This window comes from Flavobacterium salilacus subsp. salilacus (assembly GCF_004634195.1).
Classification (GTDB): domain Bacteria; phylum Bacteroidota; class Bacteroidia; order Flavobacteriales; family Flavobacteriaceae; genus Flavobacterium; species Flavobacterium salilacus.
The window spans coordinates 471,487-486,356 of the sequence record NZ_SKBP01000001.1; the positions used below are offsets into that span (position 1 = coordinate 471,487).

A 14,870-nucleotide genomic window follows, 5' to 3' on the forward strand; every position below is an offset into this window, starting at 1 on the left:
CGAAAGGCTTCCTCAACTTTTAACTGGCGGTCTGGACGGGACTCGAACCCGCGACCCCATGCGTGACAGGCATGTATTCTAACCAACTGAACTACCAAACCAGTGCTTTATTGCGGTTGCAAATATACAACAGATTTTGATTTCACCAAATATTTCAACATGAAAAAATAAAAAAATTTTATACACATCACCCAAACTTTTGTTTCTCAACAAGGTAGGTTGTCAAAATTTTTTCAAATTTTTCATCAACCGAAACAGGCACATATTTAATTCTGTATTGCATACAGGTTTCGGCAACCTTTTTAAAATATAAATCTACCTGTTTCTCGTACTCTTCTTTTACATTTTCGGCAAAAAGGTTTACTTCCTCTCCTGTTTCCACATCTATAAATTTTCTCGGGGCATTATCAAAATCAAAGCTAAACTCTGTTTTTTTATCTGTTACATGAAAAAGTACTACTTTATGTTTATCATGTTTTAAATGTTGTAATGCATTAAACAATTCAGTAGTATCGCCTAATTGAAACATATCTGTAAACAGAATAATCATCGAACGGCGATGCATCTTTTGCGCTATTTGGTGTAAAAAGGTGGTGGTATCTGTTTGCTTTGCCGTTTTGGATGCCGTAAGAGTACCTTCCAGCTTATTTAAAAGCATTCTGTGATGCCTGCCACTGCCTTTTTCAGGCGCATAGAACTCATAACTGTCCGAATATATACTTAACCCTGCCGCATCGCGCTGTTTCTTTAATAGCTCCATTAATACTGCCGATGCAAGTACTGAAAAGCCTATTTTATTTTCATAAAACTGTTGCCCCTCTTTCAGCTTGGGGTAATGCATCGATGATGAGTTATCGAGTATTATATGGCAACGCATGTTTGTTTCTTCTTCAAATCGCTTTGTGTACAGCCTGTCTGTCTTTGCATACAGCTTCCAGTCTATATGCTTAGTACTTTCGCCCTGATTATATAGTCTGTGTTCGGCAAATTCAGCCGAAAATCCATGAAAAGGGCTTTTGTGCATACCTGATATAAAACCCTCTACTATTTGGTTAGCCAACAATTCTAAATGCGAAAACGCCGATATTTTTTCTAACTGATTCTCTATCTTCATACTTTCAAATGTAGGGAAAATGTAATTATAAATAAAAAGCCCTGACAATTATTGTCAGGGCTTTTTATTTATATAAGTATAAATTGTTGGTTATAGTAATGCATCAATAGCATCAGTATATGTTTTTTTCTGAGCAACACCTACTTGCCTACCCACAACTTCTCCATTTTGGAAAACTAATACTGTAGGTATATTTCTGATGCCATATTTTGAGGCAAATTCTTGGTTAGCATCTACATCTACCTTGCCCACTACAGCCTTGCCTTCATATTCATTACCTATTTCTTCAATGATAGGTCCTACCATACGACAAGGACCGCACCATGCTGCCCAAAAATCTACTAATACCGGTTTATCTGATTTTAATACTACTTCTTCAAAAGTAGCGTCTGTTATTTCCTGTGCCATAGTTATGTATTCTTTTAATTATGATAACAAATTTAGGTATTAAATTTTAATTGTACTCTTAAAGATATATTAGATTTAGTTATACATCTATAAAGAAATCTTATAGTAATGTTAATTCAGCTTGAAATTGAGTTGCAAACGCTCAAGTTCCTGGAGCAACTCGTTAGATATTTTTATTTTAAGTTTACGGCTCGGCATCGTTAGTTTTGTTACTACCTGTACATCTTCTACACTGGTTACTACAGTTTCCGCAATTTCCTGCTCTGTATCAGCATCTCCGTATGCCACAGTAGGTTCATTTACCATACCTGCACTTATTTCGACCTGCTTGGTTACTTTTTCTAACTCCATAACTTCAAACATAACTGCATGGTCACCTTTGTTACTACGGAATAAATGCTGTAACCCACCAATAACATTCTCTTTTAAGTCGCTTACGCTAAACTGAATAACTATTTTTTTAGCAAAGGTGGTAAGTACATCCTGCAAATATTGTATCGCTATAAACTGCAATCTGGGTTCTCCCCGCTTGCCTTCCTGGTTTACCCAACCTTCACGTACCGTTACCTTCATATAAGTAAAGTTATTAGCTATCAAAAAGTGCCTGAATTTTAAATATTCTTCTCCATATATCCTAAATTCATGGCTTTCATCATACCCTTCAAGCACGAAAGATGCCCATCCTTTACCATTTTTGGCAACTCTGTGCTGTACATCAGTTATAATGCCCCCAAAGGAGAGGTTTTTACCTACATGCTGTTCTAAGTTCTTAAGTGCATCAAGTTTTGAATTACAGAAATATTTCATTTCAAATTTATAATCATCCAGCGGATGCCCTGATATGTATATACCTACAACCTCTTTTTCTTTAGCCAGCTTTTCCATAGTGCTCCACTCTTCGCAAGGGGGTACTACGGGTTCGGGTATTTGTACTTCGCTGGCTTCTCCAAACAGGCTAACTTGTGATGAGTTTTCGTTTTCCTGAAACTTAGCACCGTAACGAATTGCTTTTTCTAAAAAAGTACTATTCTCCCCATCGTCATAAAAATATTGTGCCCTGTGGGTATCATTAAAACAATCGAACCCTCCTGCCAAAGCAAGGTTTTCAAATGCTTTTTTATTTGCAGCCCTAAGGTCTATGCGTTTGGCAAGGTCAAATATTGATTTATATCTTCCTGTTTTTCTTCCTTCTACAATGGTTTTTACTGCTCCTGAACCTACTCCTTTAACCGCTCCCATACCAAAACGTACCGCATTTTGGTCGTTAACTGTAAATTTATAGAACGACTCATTTACATCTGGCCCTAATACTTCCAATCCCATACGTTTACATTCTTCCATAAAGAAAGTTACCTGTTTAATATCGTTCATATTGTTCGATAGTACTGCCGCCATGTATTCGGCAGGATAGTGTGCTTTCAGATAGGCTGTTTGATAGGCTATCCATGCATAACAGGTAGAGTGCGATTTATTAAAAGCATAACTTGCAAAAGCCTCCCAGTCTTTCCATATTTTTTCTAAAACGGTAGCATCATGCCCTTTTTGGGCTGCTTGTTCTATAAATTTGGGTTTCATTTTGTCCAGTACATCCTTCTGCTTCTTACCCATTGCTTTTCGCAACACATCGGCTTCACCTTTAGTAAAGTCTGCCAGTTTTTGCGACAGTAGCATCACCTGCTCCTGATATACTGTAATACCGTAGGTTTCTTTCAGATATTCTTCACAGGCATCGAGGTCATATTTTATTTCTTCTTCACCGTTTTTCCTGCGAATAAAGCTTGGTATATACTCCAGTGGTCCGGGTCTATACAGCGCGTTCATAGCAATAAGGTCTGCAAATACAGTAGGCTTCAAGTCCTTCATGTATTTTTGCATACCGGGCGACTCGTATTGGAATATCCCTACCGTTTCACCTCGCTGGAAAAGCTCGTATGTTTTAATGTCATCTATCGGGAAATTGTCAGGATCCAGGTCAATACCTTTTTTATACTTTACAAGCTTTACCGTATCTTTTATCAAGGTAAGTGTTTTAAGCCCCAAAAAGTCCATTTTAAGCAATCCTGCGCTTTCTACTACCGAGTTATCAAATTGTGTAACATAGAGGTCAGAATCTTTTGCTACCGATACCGGTACAAAATTGGTAATATCATCAGGAGTAATAATAACCCCGCAGGCATGTATGCCTGTGTTCCGAAGAGAGCCTTCGAGCACTTTTGCCTGTTGAATGGTTTCCGACTCAAGGTTAGTACCTTCTGCAATTGATAGTAACTCCTGAACTTTTTCAAACTCTTCAGAGCGCAAAGCACCCCTGAGCGCATTGACATCCATATTGAATATTTTTGCCAATTTCATATTTGGGATAAGCTTAGCTATCTTGTCGGCTTCAAACAACGGCAAATCGAGCACTCTGGCGGTATCTCGTATAGATGATTTTGCCGCCATGGTACCATAGGTAATAATTTGCGCTACTTGGCTGGCTCCATACTTATTAATGACGTAATCCATAACACGTCCACGACCCTCATCATCAAAATCAATATCAATATCGGGCATAGACACACGATCGGGGTTTAGGAAGCGCTCAAAAAGTAAGTCATAAGCAATAGGGTCTATATTGGTAATTCCTAAGCAATATGCCACAGCAGAGCCTGCTGCGGAACCACGCCCCGGTCCTACCGAAACATCCAGATTTCTGGCCTCGGCAATAAAGTCTTGCACAATAAGAAAATAACCCGGATATCCTGTGTTTTCTATCGTTTTAAGTTCAAAATCGAGTCGTTCTTTAATGGCATCGGTTATTTCTCCATAACGTCGCTTAGCTCCTTCATAGGTAAGATGCCTCAGGTAGTTATTTTCACCTCGCTTGCCTCCGTCTTCATCATCTTCAGATACTAAAAACTCTTCGGGAATAGTAAACTTAGGAAGTAATACATTACGATACAGAGAATATATCTCTATTTTATCTACAATTTCTTGAATGTTTACAATAGCATCGGGGGTATCCTCAAAAAGAGATTTCATCTCATCTCCCGACTTAAAATAATATTCTTGATTGGGTAAACCGTATCGAAACCCACGTCCTCGACCTTTTGGGGTTGCTAATTTCTCACCATCTTTTACACACAATAAAATATCATGGGCATGAGCATTTTCCTTATGTATATAATATGTATTGTTTGTAGCTACCAGCTTTACCTGATGTTTCCTTGCCAGTGAGATTAGTGATTGATTTACCCTATCTTCATCTTCCTGCCCATGCCGCATTAATTCTATATAAAAATCTTCGCCAAAGGTTTCTTTCCACCACAATAGTGCTTCCTCTGCTTGGTTTTCTCCTATATTAAGTACTTTACTGGGTATTTCTCCATAAAGGTTGCCCGATAGTACTATAATATCATCTTTATATTGCTCTATTACTTTTCTGTCTATTCTTGGCACATAATAAAACCCTGCAGTATATGCTATAGAAGACATCTTGGCAAGGTTATGATATCCGTTTTTATTTTTAGCTAAAAGAACTATTTGATAACCGTTATCCTTTCGGGATTTATCTTTATGATTTTCACATACAAAAAACTCACAGCCAACAATAGGTTTTATAATAACCTCCTGCGGTTCTTCTCCGTTTTCAACAGCCTCTTTATTTTTAGCTTCGGCAGCCTTATTATGATTAAGAACATTACTCACAAAATGAAAAGCTCCCATCATATTGGCATGATCAGTCATGGCAACAGCAGGCATTTTGTATTGAGCGGCAGCCTTAACTAAGTCAGGAACAGAAATAGTAGATTGTAATACCGAAAACTGAGTATGATTATGCAGATGAACAAAATCAACTTCTTTAAGCTCCTCCTTTATCTTTTGCGAAGGTATTTCGGGTACATCGACTTGCTTTAACTTATCCAGGCGCTTACGTATGGCATCCGAAGCGGCTTTTAGATTTATGTGTTTAAGACCTATAAGCTGAATCGTCTGCGGGTTGCTTTCTCTAAAATTATGAAAGTAAGTTGGCGGTACGTCTAATTCTTCATGGGTATAAACTTCGCGCTTTACAAGCTCCAAAAAACAACGTGTTGTAGCCTCTACGTCTGCCGTTGCGTTATGAGCTTCTGCAAAAGGTTCTCCAAAAAGGTACTCATGCAACTCTGTAAGTGTAGGTAATTTAAATTTACCTCCTCGCCCCCCCGGCAACTGTAACATTTCGGCAGTAGTCTCTGTACAGGTATCCAGCACCCTCATTGATGCTAATGGGCTTTGAATACCGTAACGATGAAATTCGGATCCTATGATATTTATATCAAATCCTACATTTTGACCAACTATAAATTTGGATTTGGCGAGTGCTGTATTAAATTTTTCAAGTGCTTCTTGTATAGAAATACCTTCTTCAATGGCGAGTTCTGTAGATATACCATGAATACGCTCTGCATCATACGGAATATTAAATCCATCGGGGTTTATAATATAATCCTGATGCTCTATCAGCCTGCCCATCTCGTCATGAAGTTGCCATGCTATTTGTATGCATCGCGGCCAGTTATCAGTATCGGTTACAGGAGCATCCCACCGTTTGGGTAATCCGGTTGTTTCAGTGTCAAATATCAGGTACATAACAAGCTATGGATTTGGAAATTAAGGTTGCATGGCAACAAAAGTGTATTTACCAAAAATACAATATTTTTACTCTTTTACTAAAACCTTTTATTAACAAAAAAACCACCCGAAGGTGGTTTTATAAATTTTTCTGCCGATAGTATATCTTAGTATCCGCCACGGTTGTTACCTCCACGGTAACCACCTCCGCCACCACCTCTGTTATTGTCTCTGCTAAAATTACGATTGCCGCCTCCAGCACTTCTCCTGTCACCTTCCGGTTTCGGTTCAGATTTGTTAACAACTATTGTTCTTCCCATAACAGTGGCTCCATTTAGTTCATCGATAGCCTTTTGGGCTTCGCTGTCATTTGGCATCTCTACGAAACCAAAACCTTTACTTCTACCTGTAAACTTATCTGTAATAATTTTTACAGAATCAACTGGTCCATAAGCCTCAAAAGACTCTCTTAAATCTGCCTCCTCTATACTAAACGGAAGGCTTCCAACAAATATATTCATAAAAAAAGTTTGAATGCAATTGTAATTGCATTGATGTTACCGTACAAATGTAGTCTTATTTATCTACAAAAAACTGTTTTATTGATAATTAATGTAATAGTAATATTAAACAAACAAAAAAGCCCTGCTTTTACAGGGCTTATATATTTTGTAAGTAAATCTTTTTATGGGGCTATTTGAATAGGAACTTTATAGAAAAAACCATTTTGAAAGTTTACTACCTCGCCCGACTCATCTAATGCATTAAAGCGGAAAGTTCCTGAAATGAAACCTCTTGTTATATCTGTCTCGTCAGGATTATCACTAATCTCAATAAGCCCATCGCCTAAATCAGTGCCTGTTTGGTATTCGAATGATATACCGTCAGCATCCAATGAATAGGTAGCCTTATTACTTTCATTTTCTCCTAATTGGAAAGACATACCCGGTGTTGAGGATGCTGTTCTTAATACTACAGTCTCAAAACCATTGGTGGCCTCTATAATAAGAGAACCGCCGCCGCCCAATATAGCTTTATATTCTGTCGCTTTCCATAATTCATTATCTTTTAAACCTTGAACTGCCGGAGTGTTGAATTGTATATCTTCTTCACATGAGCTTAAACCCACCAACAACACTAAAAGTGATAAAAATTTTTTCATTATTATATAGTTAGAAAAAGGTAAACCAAATTTTTACAACGACAAAAATAGTTTTTTATGGAATATATCCTAATATAAATAATAGAAATCATAACAAAAATTAATAATCAGGCATATTCAAAACATAAAAAATATTAAATTCTTTCATTTAAAACGCAAGTATAATAAACTTTCTTATATTTGCAGCCTTAATTAACAGAGGTCGGGTACCTCAAAATTTAATCTAAAGATTATGCCTGTAAAAATCAGATTGCAAAGACACGGTAAAAAAGGTAAACCTTTTTACTGGGTAGTAGCGGCAGACAGCCGTTCTAAAAGAGATGGTAAATTCCTTGAAAAATTAGGAACTTACAACCCTAACACTAATCCTGCAACTATAGACTTAAACCTTGAAACTACTGTACAGTGGTTACACAATGGTGCACAGCCTACAGATACTGCAAGAGCTATCCTTTCTTACAAAGGCGCGCTACTAAAACATCACCTTGACGGCGGTGTACGTAAAGGCGCAATTACACAAGAACAGGCTGACGCTAAACTTACTGCATGGATGGAAGAGAAAGCAGCCAAGGTAAATGCTAAGAAAGAAGGTCTTACTAATGTACAGGCTGAAGAAAAAGCAAAAGCACTTGCTGCTGAGAAAAAAGTTAACGAAGAGCGTATTGCTGCTGCCAAACAAGCAGAAGCTGACGCTATTGCTGCCGAAGCACCAGCTGCTGAAGGAGAAGAAGAGGCTGCTGCTGAAGAACCAACAGCTACAGAAGAGAACAACGAGGAAACTCAAGCTTAATTTAAATTAGCGATATGCGTAAAGAAGATTGCTTCTATTTAGGTAAAATCGCTAAAAAATTCAGCTACAAGGGCGAAGTTCTGGCTTATTTAGACACAGACGAACCCGAATTGTATGAAAACATGGAATCAGTGTTTGTTGAAATAGACAAACACTTGGTTCCATTTTTTATTGTAAGCAGTTCTTTGCATAAAAATGACTTTTTACGAGTTCGTTTTGAAGATATCGATAACGAAGAGGAAGCCGACAAAATAATGGGATGTGAATTATATCTCCCTTTATCCCAATTACCCAAACTGGAAGGAAACCAGTTTTATTTTCACGAAATTATTGGTTTTATAGCCGAAGATGAGCGCTTAGGCAACATCGGTAATATTACAGGTATAAACGACAGTTCGGCACAACCGCTTTTCGAAATAAAAAAAGGCGATATCGAAATATTAGTACCCATGATAGACGATTTTATTGTAAAAATAGATCGCGAAAACAAAAAAGTACTCCTAAATACTCCCGAAGGACTTGTTGACCTTTATTTAAATGAATAGCTATTGAGTTTAGGGTTTTAACGTTTATGTAATCCTAAAATACAATCTTCCAAAAAATTTAATAATCTGAAATGTCTAATTTCCAATTCAAACAGTTCAGCATCCAACAAGATAAGTGCGCTATGAAGGTAGGGACAGATGGTGTATTGCTTGGCGCATGGGCAACTTTGGAAAATAATCCTGAAAGCATATTAGACATTGGGGCAGGCACAGGTATTATTGCCCTTATGCTGGCACAACGCAGTAATGCAGGGCAAATAGACGCATTAGAAATTGATGATGACGCTTATGAACAGGCGGTAGATAATTTTGAAAACAGTCCCTGGGGCGATAGACTTTTTTGCTATCATGCAGGACTGGATGAATTTGTTGAAGAAATGCAGGATGAGGAATATGATTTGATAGTGTCGAACCCTCCTTTTTACAGCGAAGATTATACTACCGGAAACAAGCAAAGAGACAAAGCTAGATTTATTGATGCGATGCCTTTTGAAGAGCTCGCAGAAGCCGCTTCATTACTATTGCATTCACATGGTATTTTTGCCGTAATACTACCTTATAAAGAGGAGCAAAATTTTATTACTATTGCTAATAAATTTTCGCTGTTTCCGTGCAGAATAACTCGTGTAAAAGGCATGCCTGAAACAGCAATTAAACGCAGCCTCATAGCTTTTAAAAAACAGGCTGCTGAAAAACCTGTTATAGATGAATTAATCATAGAAACCGCTCGCCATCAGTACACTCCCGAATATATTGCTTTAACAAAAGATTTTTACTTGAAGATGTAGTTTTATACCCGCCTCTTACACTATTGCTAAAAAATACAACAAATTTTTATTGATTTGTTAGTTTTCTTCTTTACTTTTGTTGCTACTAAAATCAAAAATAATATGAAACCCGACTTATTTCAGGCACCTGACTATTACCTTTTAGACGAGTTACTAACTGATGAGCACAAAATGGTGCGCGACGCTGCCCGCGAATGGGTTAAGCGTGAAGTTTCTCCCATTATAGAAGATTATGCCCAAAAGGCTGAATTTCCAACACAAATAATCAAAGGACTTGCCGATATTGGTGCATTTGGTCCATACATACCCGAAGAATATGGCGGAGCAGGTCTTGACCAAATTTCTTACGGACTTATTATGCAGGAAATAGAACGAGGCGACAGTGGCGTGCGTTCTACCGCATCGGTACAATCGTCATTAGTAATGTATCCTATTTGGAAATATGGTAATGAAGAGCAACGCATGAAATATTTACCAAAACTGGCTTCGGGCGAATTTATGGGCTGCTTTGGTCTTACCGAGCCTGATTATGGGTCAAATCCCGGTGGTATGGTTACCAACTTTAAAGACATGGGCGACCATTACCTGCTTAATGGTGCTAAAATGTGGATAAGCAATGCCCCATTTGCAGATATTGCCGTAGTATGGGCAAAAAATGAAGAAGGCAGAATATACGGGCTTATTGTAGAGCGTGGCATGGAAGGCTTTACAACACCTGAAACTCATAATAAATGGTCGTTAAGAGCTTCTGCTACAGGAGAGCTTATTTTTGATAATGTAAAAGTTCCTAAAGAAAATCTATTACCAAATAAATCAGGTCTCGGAGCACCGCTTGGTTGTCTGGACTCTGCCCGTTACGGTATTGCATGGGGAGCCATTGGTGCTGCTATGGATTGTTATGACACGGCACTGCGTTATGCACAAGAGCGCATACAGTTTGATAAGCCTATTGCCGCTACACAGTTACAGCAGAAAAAACTTGCCGAGATGATAACCGAAATTACCAAAGCACAATTACTTACCTGGAGGCTGGGTGTATTAAGGAATGAAGGTAAAGCTACAACGGCACAAATATCTATGGCGAAAAGAAACAATGTGGATATGGCTATAAATATAGCTCGCGAAGCACGCCAGATATTGGGTGGTATGGGTATTACGGGCGAATATTCTATAATGCGCCACATGATGAATTTAGAAAGTGTTATTACTTATGAAGGCACTCACGATATTCACTTGCTTATAACAGGTATGGATATCACCGGGCATGCCGCCTTTAAATAGTATCTTACTGTATAAACCACAATGTAAATCCCGACACACAACATGTCGGGATTTTTTTTGTAATAAAATTATAATATCGTAAACCAATAACAACATTTTTTACGTTTATTTACTATATAGCATAATTGATAAAGCAATTATACAGGAAACAACAGGCATTATTATTGTATAGATAAAAACAATATGAAAACAGCCTTTTAACAAGATAGCTTTTTTAATTTTGTAAAAAATAAATGCGATGAATACGGAAACTATTAACAAGAGCATTCTGCCACAAAAAGAAGACTTATTACAACACTCACTTTACGCAAAAGTGAAAACTGTGGATGACCTAAAGTGTTTTCTGCAAGGTCATGTATATGCCGTGTGGGATTTTATGTCGCTGCTAAAAGCGTTGCAAACGAAACTTACATGTACTACTACCCCATGGATGCCTACAGGAAATGCAGAAACAAGGTATTTAATTAACGAAATTGTACTTGGCGAAGAAACCGATATTGATGCCGAAGGTAAAAGAATGAGCCACTTTGAAATGTATATAGAGGCTATGGAAGCCTGTGGTGCTGACACATCGGAAATTAAAAATTTTTTGGATAATGTAGTAACCACACAAAATATTTTTGTATCCATAAAACAGAGCAACCTGCATGAGGATATTAAGGCTTTTCTTGACTTTACCTTCAGGATTATAGAGCAGGGCAAACCCCATGAAATAGCTGCTGCCTTCACCTTTGGTCGTGAGGATTTAATTCCGGAAATGTTTACCGAGATTATAAGGAATTTTCAGGAAAGTTTTCCCGGAATCAATCTTGACAAACTGATATACTACTTTGAAAGGCATATAGAGCTTGATGCTGATGAACATGGCCCTATGGCAATGAAAATGATTACCGAGCTTTGTGGTAATGATGAGGAAAAATGGACAGAGGTAGAAGAGGTTTCAAAAATGGCATTAGAGAAACGATTAGGTCTGTGGAATGCGATTGAAGAAAATATACTACACCTTGACATGGCTTCTATATAAATAAAGTCTGCAAAAATTTAACGCAAAAGCCCTTATAAATCAGGGCTTTTTTTATTTCTAATATCAAATAATTGATTACTTTCGGGGCATTAAAATTATTAATCACGACTAATGAAAAAAATTATAACTAAGGCTGCATTTTCATTTATTGCCCTAACTTTTGCATTTATCGGTAATGCACAGGAAAAGCAAGGCAAAAAAGCACGAATATTCGGTAAAGGTATAACCGAAGTTAAACGATGCGGTACAACGGAGTATGAAGCTCTTTTACAACAAAAGTATCCTAAACGCGCTACAACTGAAAAATTTGAGCAATGGCTTGCTCCAAAAGTAAATGCTATAAAAACACAACGCTTGGCTTCGTCGGGGGTAACACCGCCATCTACCAATGTTGTTGTAACCATACCTGTTGTAGTACACGTTATACACAACGGAGATCCTATTGGTACTGATGAAAACCTTGCAACAGCACAAATACTTTCGCAAATTACAGTATTAAATCAAGACTTCAGAAGAAAGATTAATACTCCCGGATACAATACTAACCCTGTAGGGGCAGACATGGAAATAGAGTTTTGCCTGGCGCAACGCGACCCTGACGGAATTGCAACAACCGGTATAGTGCGTTATAACCTTGGCGGAAATGACGGATGGGATATAGAAGATATCGAATCGACATTAAAGCCACAAACGCAATGGGATCCTGAACAATATTTAAATATCTGGATAGTAGATTACATGTACGTTTTTGGAGGCGAGCTTGCCGGCTATGCACAGTTTCCTACCAACTCCGGGCTTGAAGGTATTGACGGACTCGGTCAGGCTGATGCCGCAGAAACAGACGGTGTAGTAGTAGGTCACAGATACTTTGGGTCAAGCGATATTTACCCTGAAGGAACTTATGATAGCGAAGGCAGAGATAAAGGTCGTACTTCATCTCATGAAATAGGACACTTTTTCGGTCTAAGACATATTTGGGGCGATGGTGATTGTAGTGCGGACGATTTTTGTGCTGATACCCCTGTTGCAGCAGGACCTAATCAAGGTTGTCCTTCCGGCACGGACTCTTGCCCGTCATCTCCCGGTAATGATATGATTGAAAATTATATGGATTATACTGATGATGTATGTCAAAACATCTTTACTGTAAACCAGAAAGACAGAATGGCAGCAGTATTGCTTAATTCACCCAGAAGAGTGTCACTAATAACCTCTTTAGGTTGCGTTCCCGGTATGGTTTATGAGCTTGACGGTTCGCTTGACATGAACGGCATACAAAACACAGCCTGTAACAACATTATTACTCCTTCGGTAATATTAACCAATACGGGTAATGCCCCTATAACTTCGGCTACAATATCTTATAATATGGATAACGAAGAGACCGCTGAATATAACTGGGAAGGTAACCTTGCCAATAATGAGGATGTGACTATAGAGCTGCCTGCCTATACGCTTACTTCGGGACAGCATACATTTACCGCTACGTTAACAGCCGTAAATGAAACTACTGATGATATAAACACTAATAATACAGCTACGGGTAGTTTTGATATAGCCAACAGCTTTGATACTGAGCAAATAATAGTAACGGTAATGACTGATGGATTTGGTGATGAAACTGTATGGGCTTTACTGGATAGTAATGATGAACCTATTGTTAGTAACATTAATTTAAACGATCCTTTTAACTCCGAATTTTATGGCAATAATCAATTATATACACAAACTATAAATGTTGAAAATAATCAATGCTATTCTTTCGCGATATTGGATTTTGAAGGAGACGGAATATGCTGCGAGTATGGAAACGGTTATTATACCGTAACAACCCCAAATGGTGATATTATAGCACAAGGCGGCGATTTTACCGACAGTGAAACAACTCCTTTTGGTATTAATACAATTTTATCTGATAATACCCCTGTAAATAGTGCAAAAACAATAAAGCTATATCCTAACCCTGCTAACAGTGTAATTAATATTGCTGTATCTGAAAGTGCTTCTTTACCGGAAAGCTATTCGATATATAACAGTTTAGGACAACTTGTAGGCAATGGTATAATTACATCTGCCAACACGAATGTTAACATATCAAACTACGCTGATGGTATGTACTTTATAAAAGTTAATAAAGGCAGTACCGAAACAACTTTACGATTTATAAAATACTAAACAGGTAACTTCTTTATACAAAATAGTCCTTGCAAAATGTAAGGACTATTTTTTTTAGGATATAAACGATAGGACTACAGGGCTATGTGTTTCTAAAAGCGGGTTAATCTATAATTAAAAAAGCAGATAATTGCTTATATTTGATGCTGTGGAGCCTGTTACAAAAAATCAATCGCCATAACCATAATGATAAAAGCTGTTGCCATAGACGACGAACCCCTTGCTCTAAAAGTAATTGAACATTTTTGTGAGCAAACAGAAAATATTGTACTGGAAAAGGCTTTTACTAAAACCGAAGAAGGAATAAAATACTTAAGAAAGTTCCCTGTAGATCTTTTATTTCTGGACATACAAATGCCCGGTAAAAACGGTATTGATTTTTACAAGTCGCTTAGTACCGATGTAATGGTAATTTTTACTACTGCCTATAGCGAATATGCTGTAGAAGGTTTTAACCTTAATGCAACCGACTACTTGTTAAAACCAATATCATATGAGCGTTTCATAACGGCGGTAGAAAAAGTACAAAAAGAAAAATCGCTCAGAATTGCAGACCCCGAAAATAAATACCTCATGATTAGGGCAGATTATAAGTTGCATCGAATAGAATATGATAACATATTACTTATAGAAGGGCTTGACGACTATATACGAATACACCTGAAAGATAAAAACGCCATTGTTACCCGCCTGTCTATGAAAGGTATATTAGAAAAACTCCCTTCCACTGCCTTTATTCGTGTGCACCGCTCCTATATTGTGCCTGTTGGTAAAATAAAAACAGTTCAGAATAAGACAATCACTATCGAAGAGTTTGTTATTCCCGTAGGCGATGTTTTTAAAGAAGAACTCAACAAACACCTATAGAAATTCTGTTTACCGCAGTTATTCTGTTATTTACCTATATTTTTTTTATTAAAAATAACATGTTTATACTTTTATACTCACAGATTAGAAATCTGGAGTGTAAAAGAGCATACCACTAATGTT

The 14,870-nt window shown here is 37.6% G+C and carries 12 protein-coding genes and 1 tRNA gene; 7 read left to right on the forward strand and 6 right to left on the reverse strand.

Translation table 11 applies throughout. The features are described from left to right. Positions 1-24 precede the first annotated feature (24 nt). From E0W68_RS02290 to E0W68_RS02315, 6 genes are all read right to left on the reverse strand, one after another. Positions 25-101: transfer RNA gene (locus E0W68_RS02290), tRNA-Asp, on the reverse strand. A gap of 86 nt (positions 102-187) precedes the next feature. Continuing rightward, positions 188-1,114, reverse strand: a complete 927-nt coding sequence (locus tag E0W68_RS02295) for a DUF58 domain-containing protein (protein ID WP_135217778.1) — start codon at positions 1,112-1,114, stop codon at positions 188-190. Between the two features lie 90 nt (positions 1,115-1,204). Beyond that, positions 1,205-1,522: a thioredoxin gene (gene trxA / locus E0W68_RS02300; protein ID WP_135217779.1), complete on the reverse strand. Its 318-nt coding sequence runs from the start codon at positions 1,520-1,522 to the stop codon at positions 1,205-1,207. A gap of 111 nt (positions 1,523-1,633) precedes the next feature. Beyond that, positions 1,634-6,133: a DNA polymerase III subunit alpha gene (dnaE, locus tag E0W68_RS02305; protein WP_135217780.1), complete on the reverse strand. Its 4,500-nt coding sequence runs from the start codon at positions 6,131-6,133 to the stop codon at positions 1,634-1,636. Positions 6,134-6,282: 149 nt separating this feature from the next. Then, positions 6,283-6,636 (reverse strand): RNA recognition motif domain-containing protein, encoded by a 354-nt coding sequence (locus E0W68_RS02310; RefSeq protein ID WP_135217781.1) that lies wholly within the window; start codon positions 6,634-6,636, stop codon positions 6,283-6,285. Between the two features lie 164 nt (positions 6,637-6,800). After that, positions 6,801-7,277, reverse strand: a complete 477-nt coding sequence (locus tag E0W68_RS02315; RefSeq protein WP_135217782.1) for a DUF6252 family protein — start codon at positions 7,275-7,277, stop codon at positions 6,801-6,803. Positions 7,278-7,509: 232 nt separating this feature from the next. On the opposite strand from E0W68_RS02315, the gene E0W68_RS02320 reads away from it, so the two are divergent. The 7 genes from E0W68_RS02320 (at position 7,510) to E0W68_RS02350 (ending at position 14,747) form a co-directional block, all read left to right on the forward strand. Then, positions 7,510-8,067: a 30S ribosomal protein S16 gene (locus E0W68_RS02320; protein WP_135217783.1), complete on the forward strand. Its 558-nt coding sequence runs from the start codon at positions 7,510-7,512 to the stop codon at positions 8,065-8,067. Positions 8,068-8,081: 14 nt separating this feature from the next. Beyond that, positions 8,082-8,612 carry a ribosome maturation factor RimM gene (gene rimM, locus E0W68_RS02325; protein WP_135217784.1) on the forward strand — a complete coding sequence of 177 codons (531 nt, stop codon included), beginning with the start codon at positions 8,082-8,084 and terminating at the stop codon, positions 8,610-8,612. Positions 8,613-8,683: 71 nt separating this feature from the next. Beyond that, the gene (locus E0W68_RS02330) at positions 8,684-9,400 is read left to right on the forward strand and encodes a tRNA1(Val) (adenine(37)-N6)-methyltransferase (RefSeq protein WP_135217785.1); all 717 of its coding nucleotides are present in this window, start codon (positions 8,684-8,686) and stop codon (positions 9,398-9,400) included. Positions 9,401-9,502: 102 nt separating this feature from the next. Beyond that, on the forward strand, positions 9,503-10,681 hold the full coding sequence (locus tag E0W68_RS02335; RefSeq protein WP_135217786.1) for an acyl-CoA dehydrogenase family protein: 1,179 nt from the start codon (positions 9,503-9,505) through the stop codon (positions 10,679-10,681). A 238-nt stretch (positions 10,682-10,919) separates the two neighbouring features. Further along, entirely contained in the window at positions 10,920-11,705 is a 786-nt protein-coding gene (locus E0W68_RS02340; protein WP_135217787.1) for a DUF3050 domain-containing protein, read from the forward strand. 111 nt (positions 11,706-11,816) lie between these two features. Then, positions 11,817-13,880 (forward strand): T9SS type A sorting domain-containing protein, encoded by a 2,064-nt coding sequence (locus E0W68_RS02345; protein WP_135217788.1) that lies wholly within the window; start codon positions 11,817-11,819, stop codon positions 13,878-13,880. 186 nt (positions 13,881-14,066) lie between these two features. Beyond that, entirely contained in the window at positions 14,067-14,747 is a 681-nt protein-coding gene (locus E0W68_RS02350) for a LytR/AlgR family response regulator transcription factor (protein WP_135217789.1), read from the forward strand. Positions 14,748-14,870: the final 123 nt, after the last annotated feature.

What these genes read in the sequence shown, in the direction of transcription:
- E0W68_RS02350 (WP_135217789.1), top strand. Translation starts at nt 14,067, where the DNA reads ATGATAAAAGCTGTTGCCATAGACGACGAACCCCTTGCTCTAAAAGTA.
- E0W68_RS02310 (WP_135217781.1), bottom strand. Translation starts at nt 6,636, where the DNA reads ATGAATATATTTGTTGGAAGCCTTCCGTTTAGTATAGAGGAGGCAGAT.
- E0W68_RS02295 (WP_135217778.1), bottom strand. Translation starts at nt 1,114, where the DNA reads ATGAAGATAGAGAATCAGTTAGAAAAAATATCGGCGTTTTCGCATTTA.
- E0W68_RS02340 (WP_135217787.1), top strand. Translation starts at nt 10,920, where the DNA reads ATGAATACGGAAACTATTAACAAGAGCATTCTGCCACAAAAAGAAGAC.
- trxA (WP_135217779.1), bottom strand. Translation starts at nt 1,522, where the DNA reads ATGGCACAGGAAATAACAGACGCTACTTTTGAAGAAGTAGTATTAAAA.
- rimM (WP_135217784.1), top strand. Translation starts at nt 8,082, where the DNA reads ATGCGTAAAGAAGATTGCTTCTATTTAGGTAAAATCGCTAAAAAATTC.
- dnaE (WP_135217780.1), bottom strand. Translation starts at nt 6,133, where the DNA reads ATGTACCTGATATTTGACACTGAAACAACCGGATTACCCAAACGGTGG.
- E0W68_RS02330 (WP_135217785.1), top strand. Translation starts at nt 8,684, where the DNA reads ATGTCTAATTTCCAATTCAAACAGTTCAGCATCCAACAAGATAAGTGC.
- E0W68_RS02320 (WP_135217783.1), top strand. Translation starts at nt 7,510, where the DNA reads ATGCCTGTAAAAATCAGATTGCAAAGACACGGTAAAAAAGGTAAACCT.
- E0W68_RS02315 (WP_135217782.1), bottom strand. Translation starts at nt 7,277, where the DNA reads ATGAAAAAATTTTTATCACTTTTAGTGTTGTTGGTGGGTTTAAGCTCA.
- E0W68_RS02335 (WP_135217786.1), top strand. Translation starts at nt 9,503, where the DNA reads ATGAAACCCGACTTATTTCAGGCACCTGACTATTACCTTTTAGACGAG.
- E0W68_RS02345 (WP_135217788.1), top strand. Translation starts at nt 11,817, where the DNA reads ATGAAAAAAATTATAACTAAGGCTGCATTTTCATTTATTGCCCTAACT.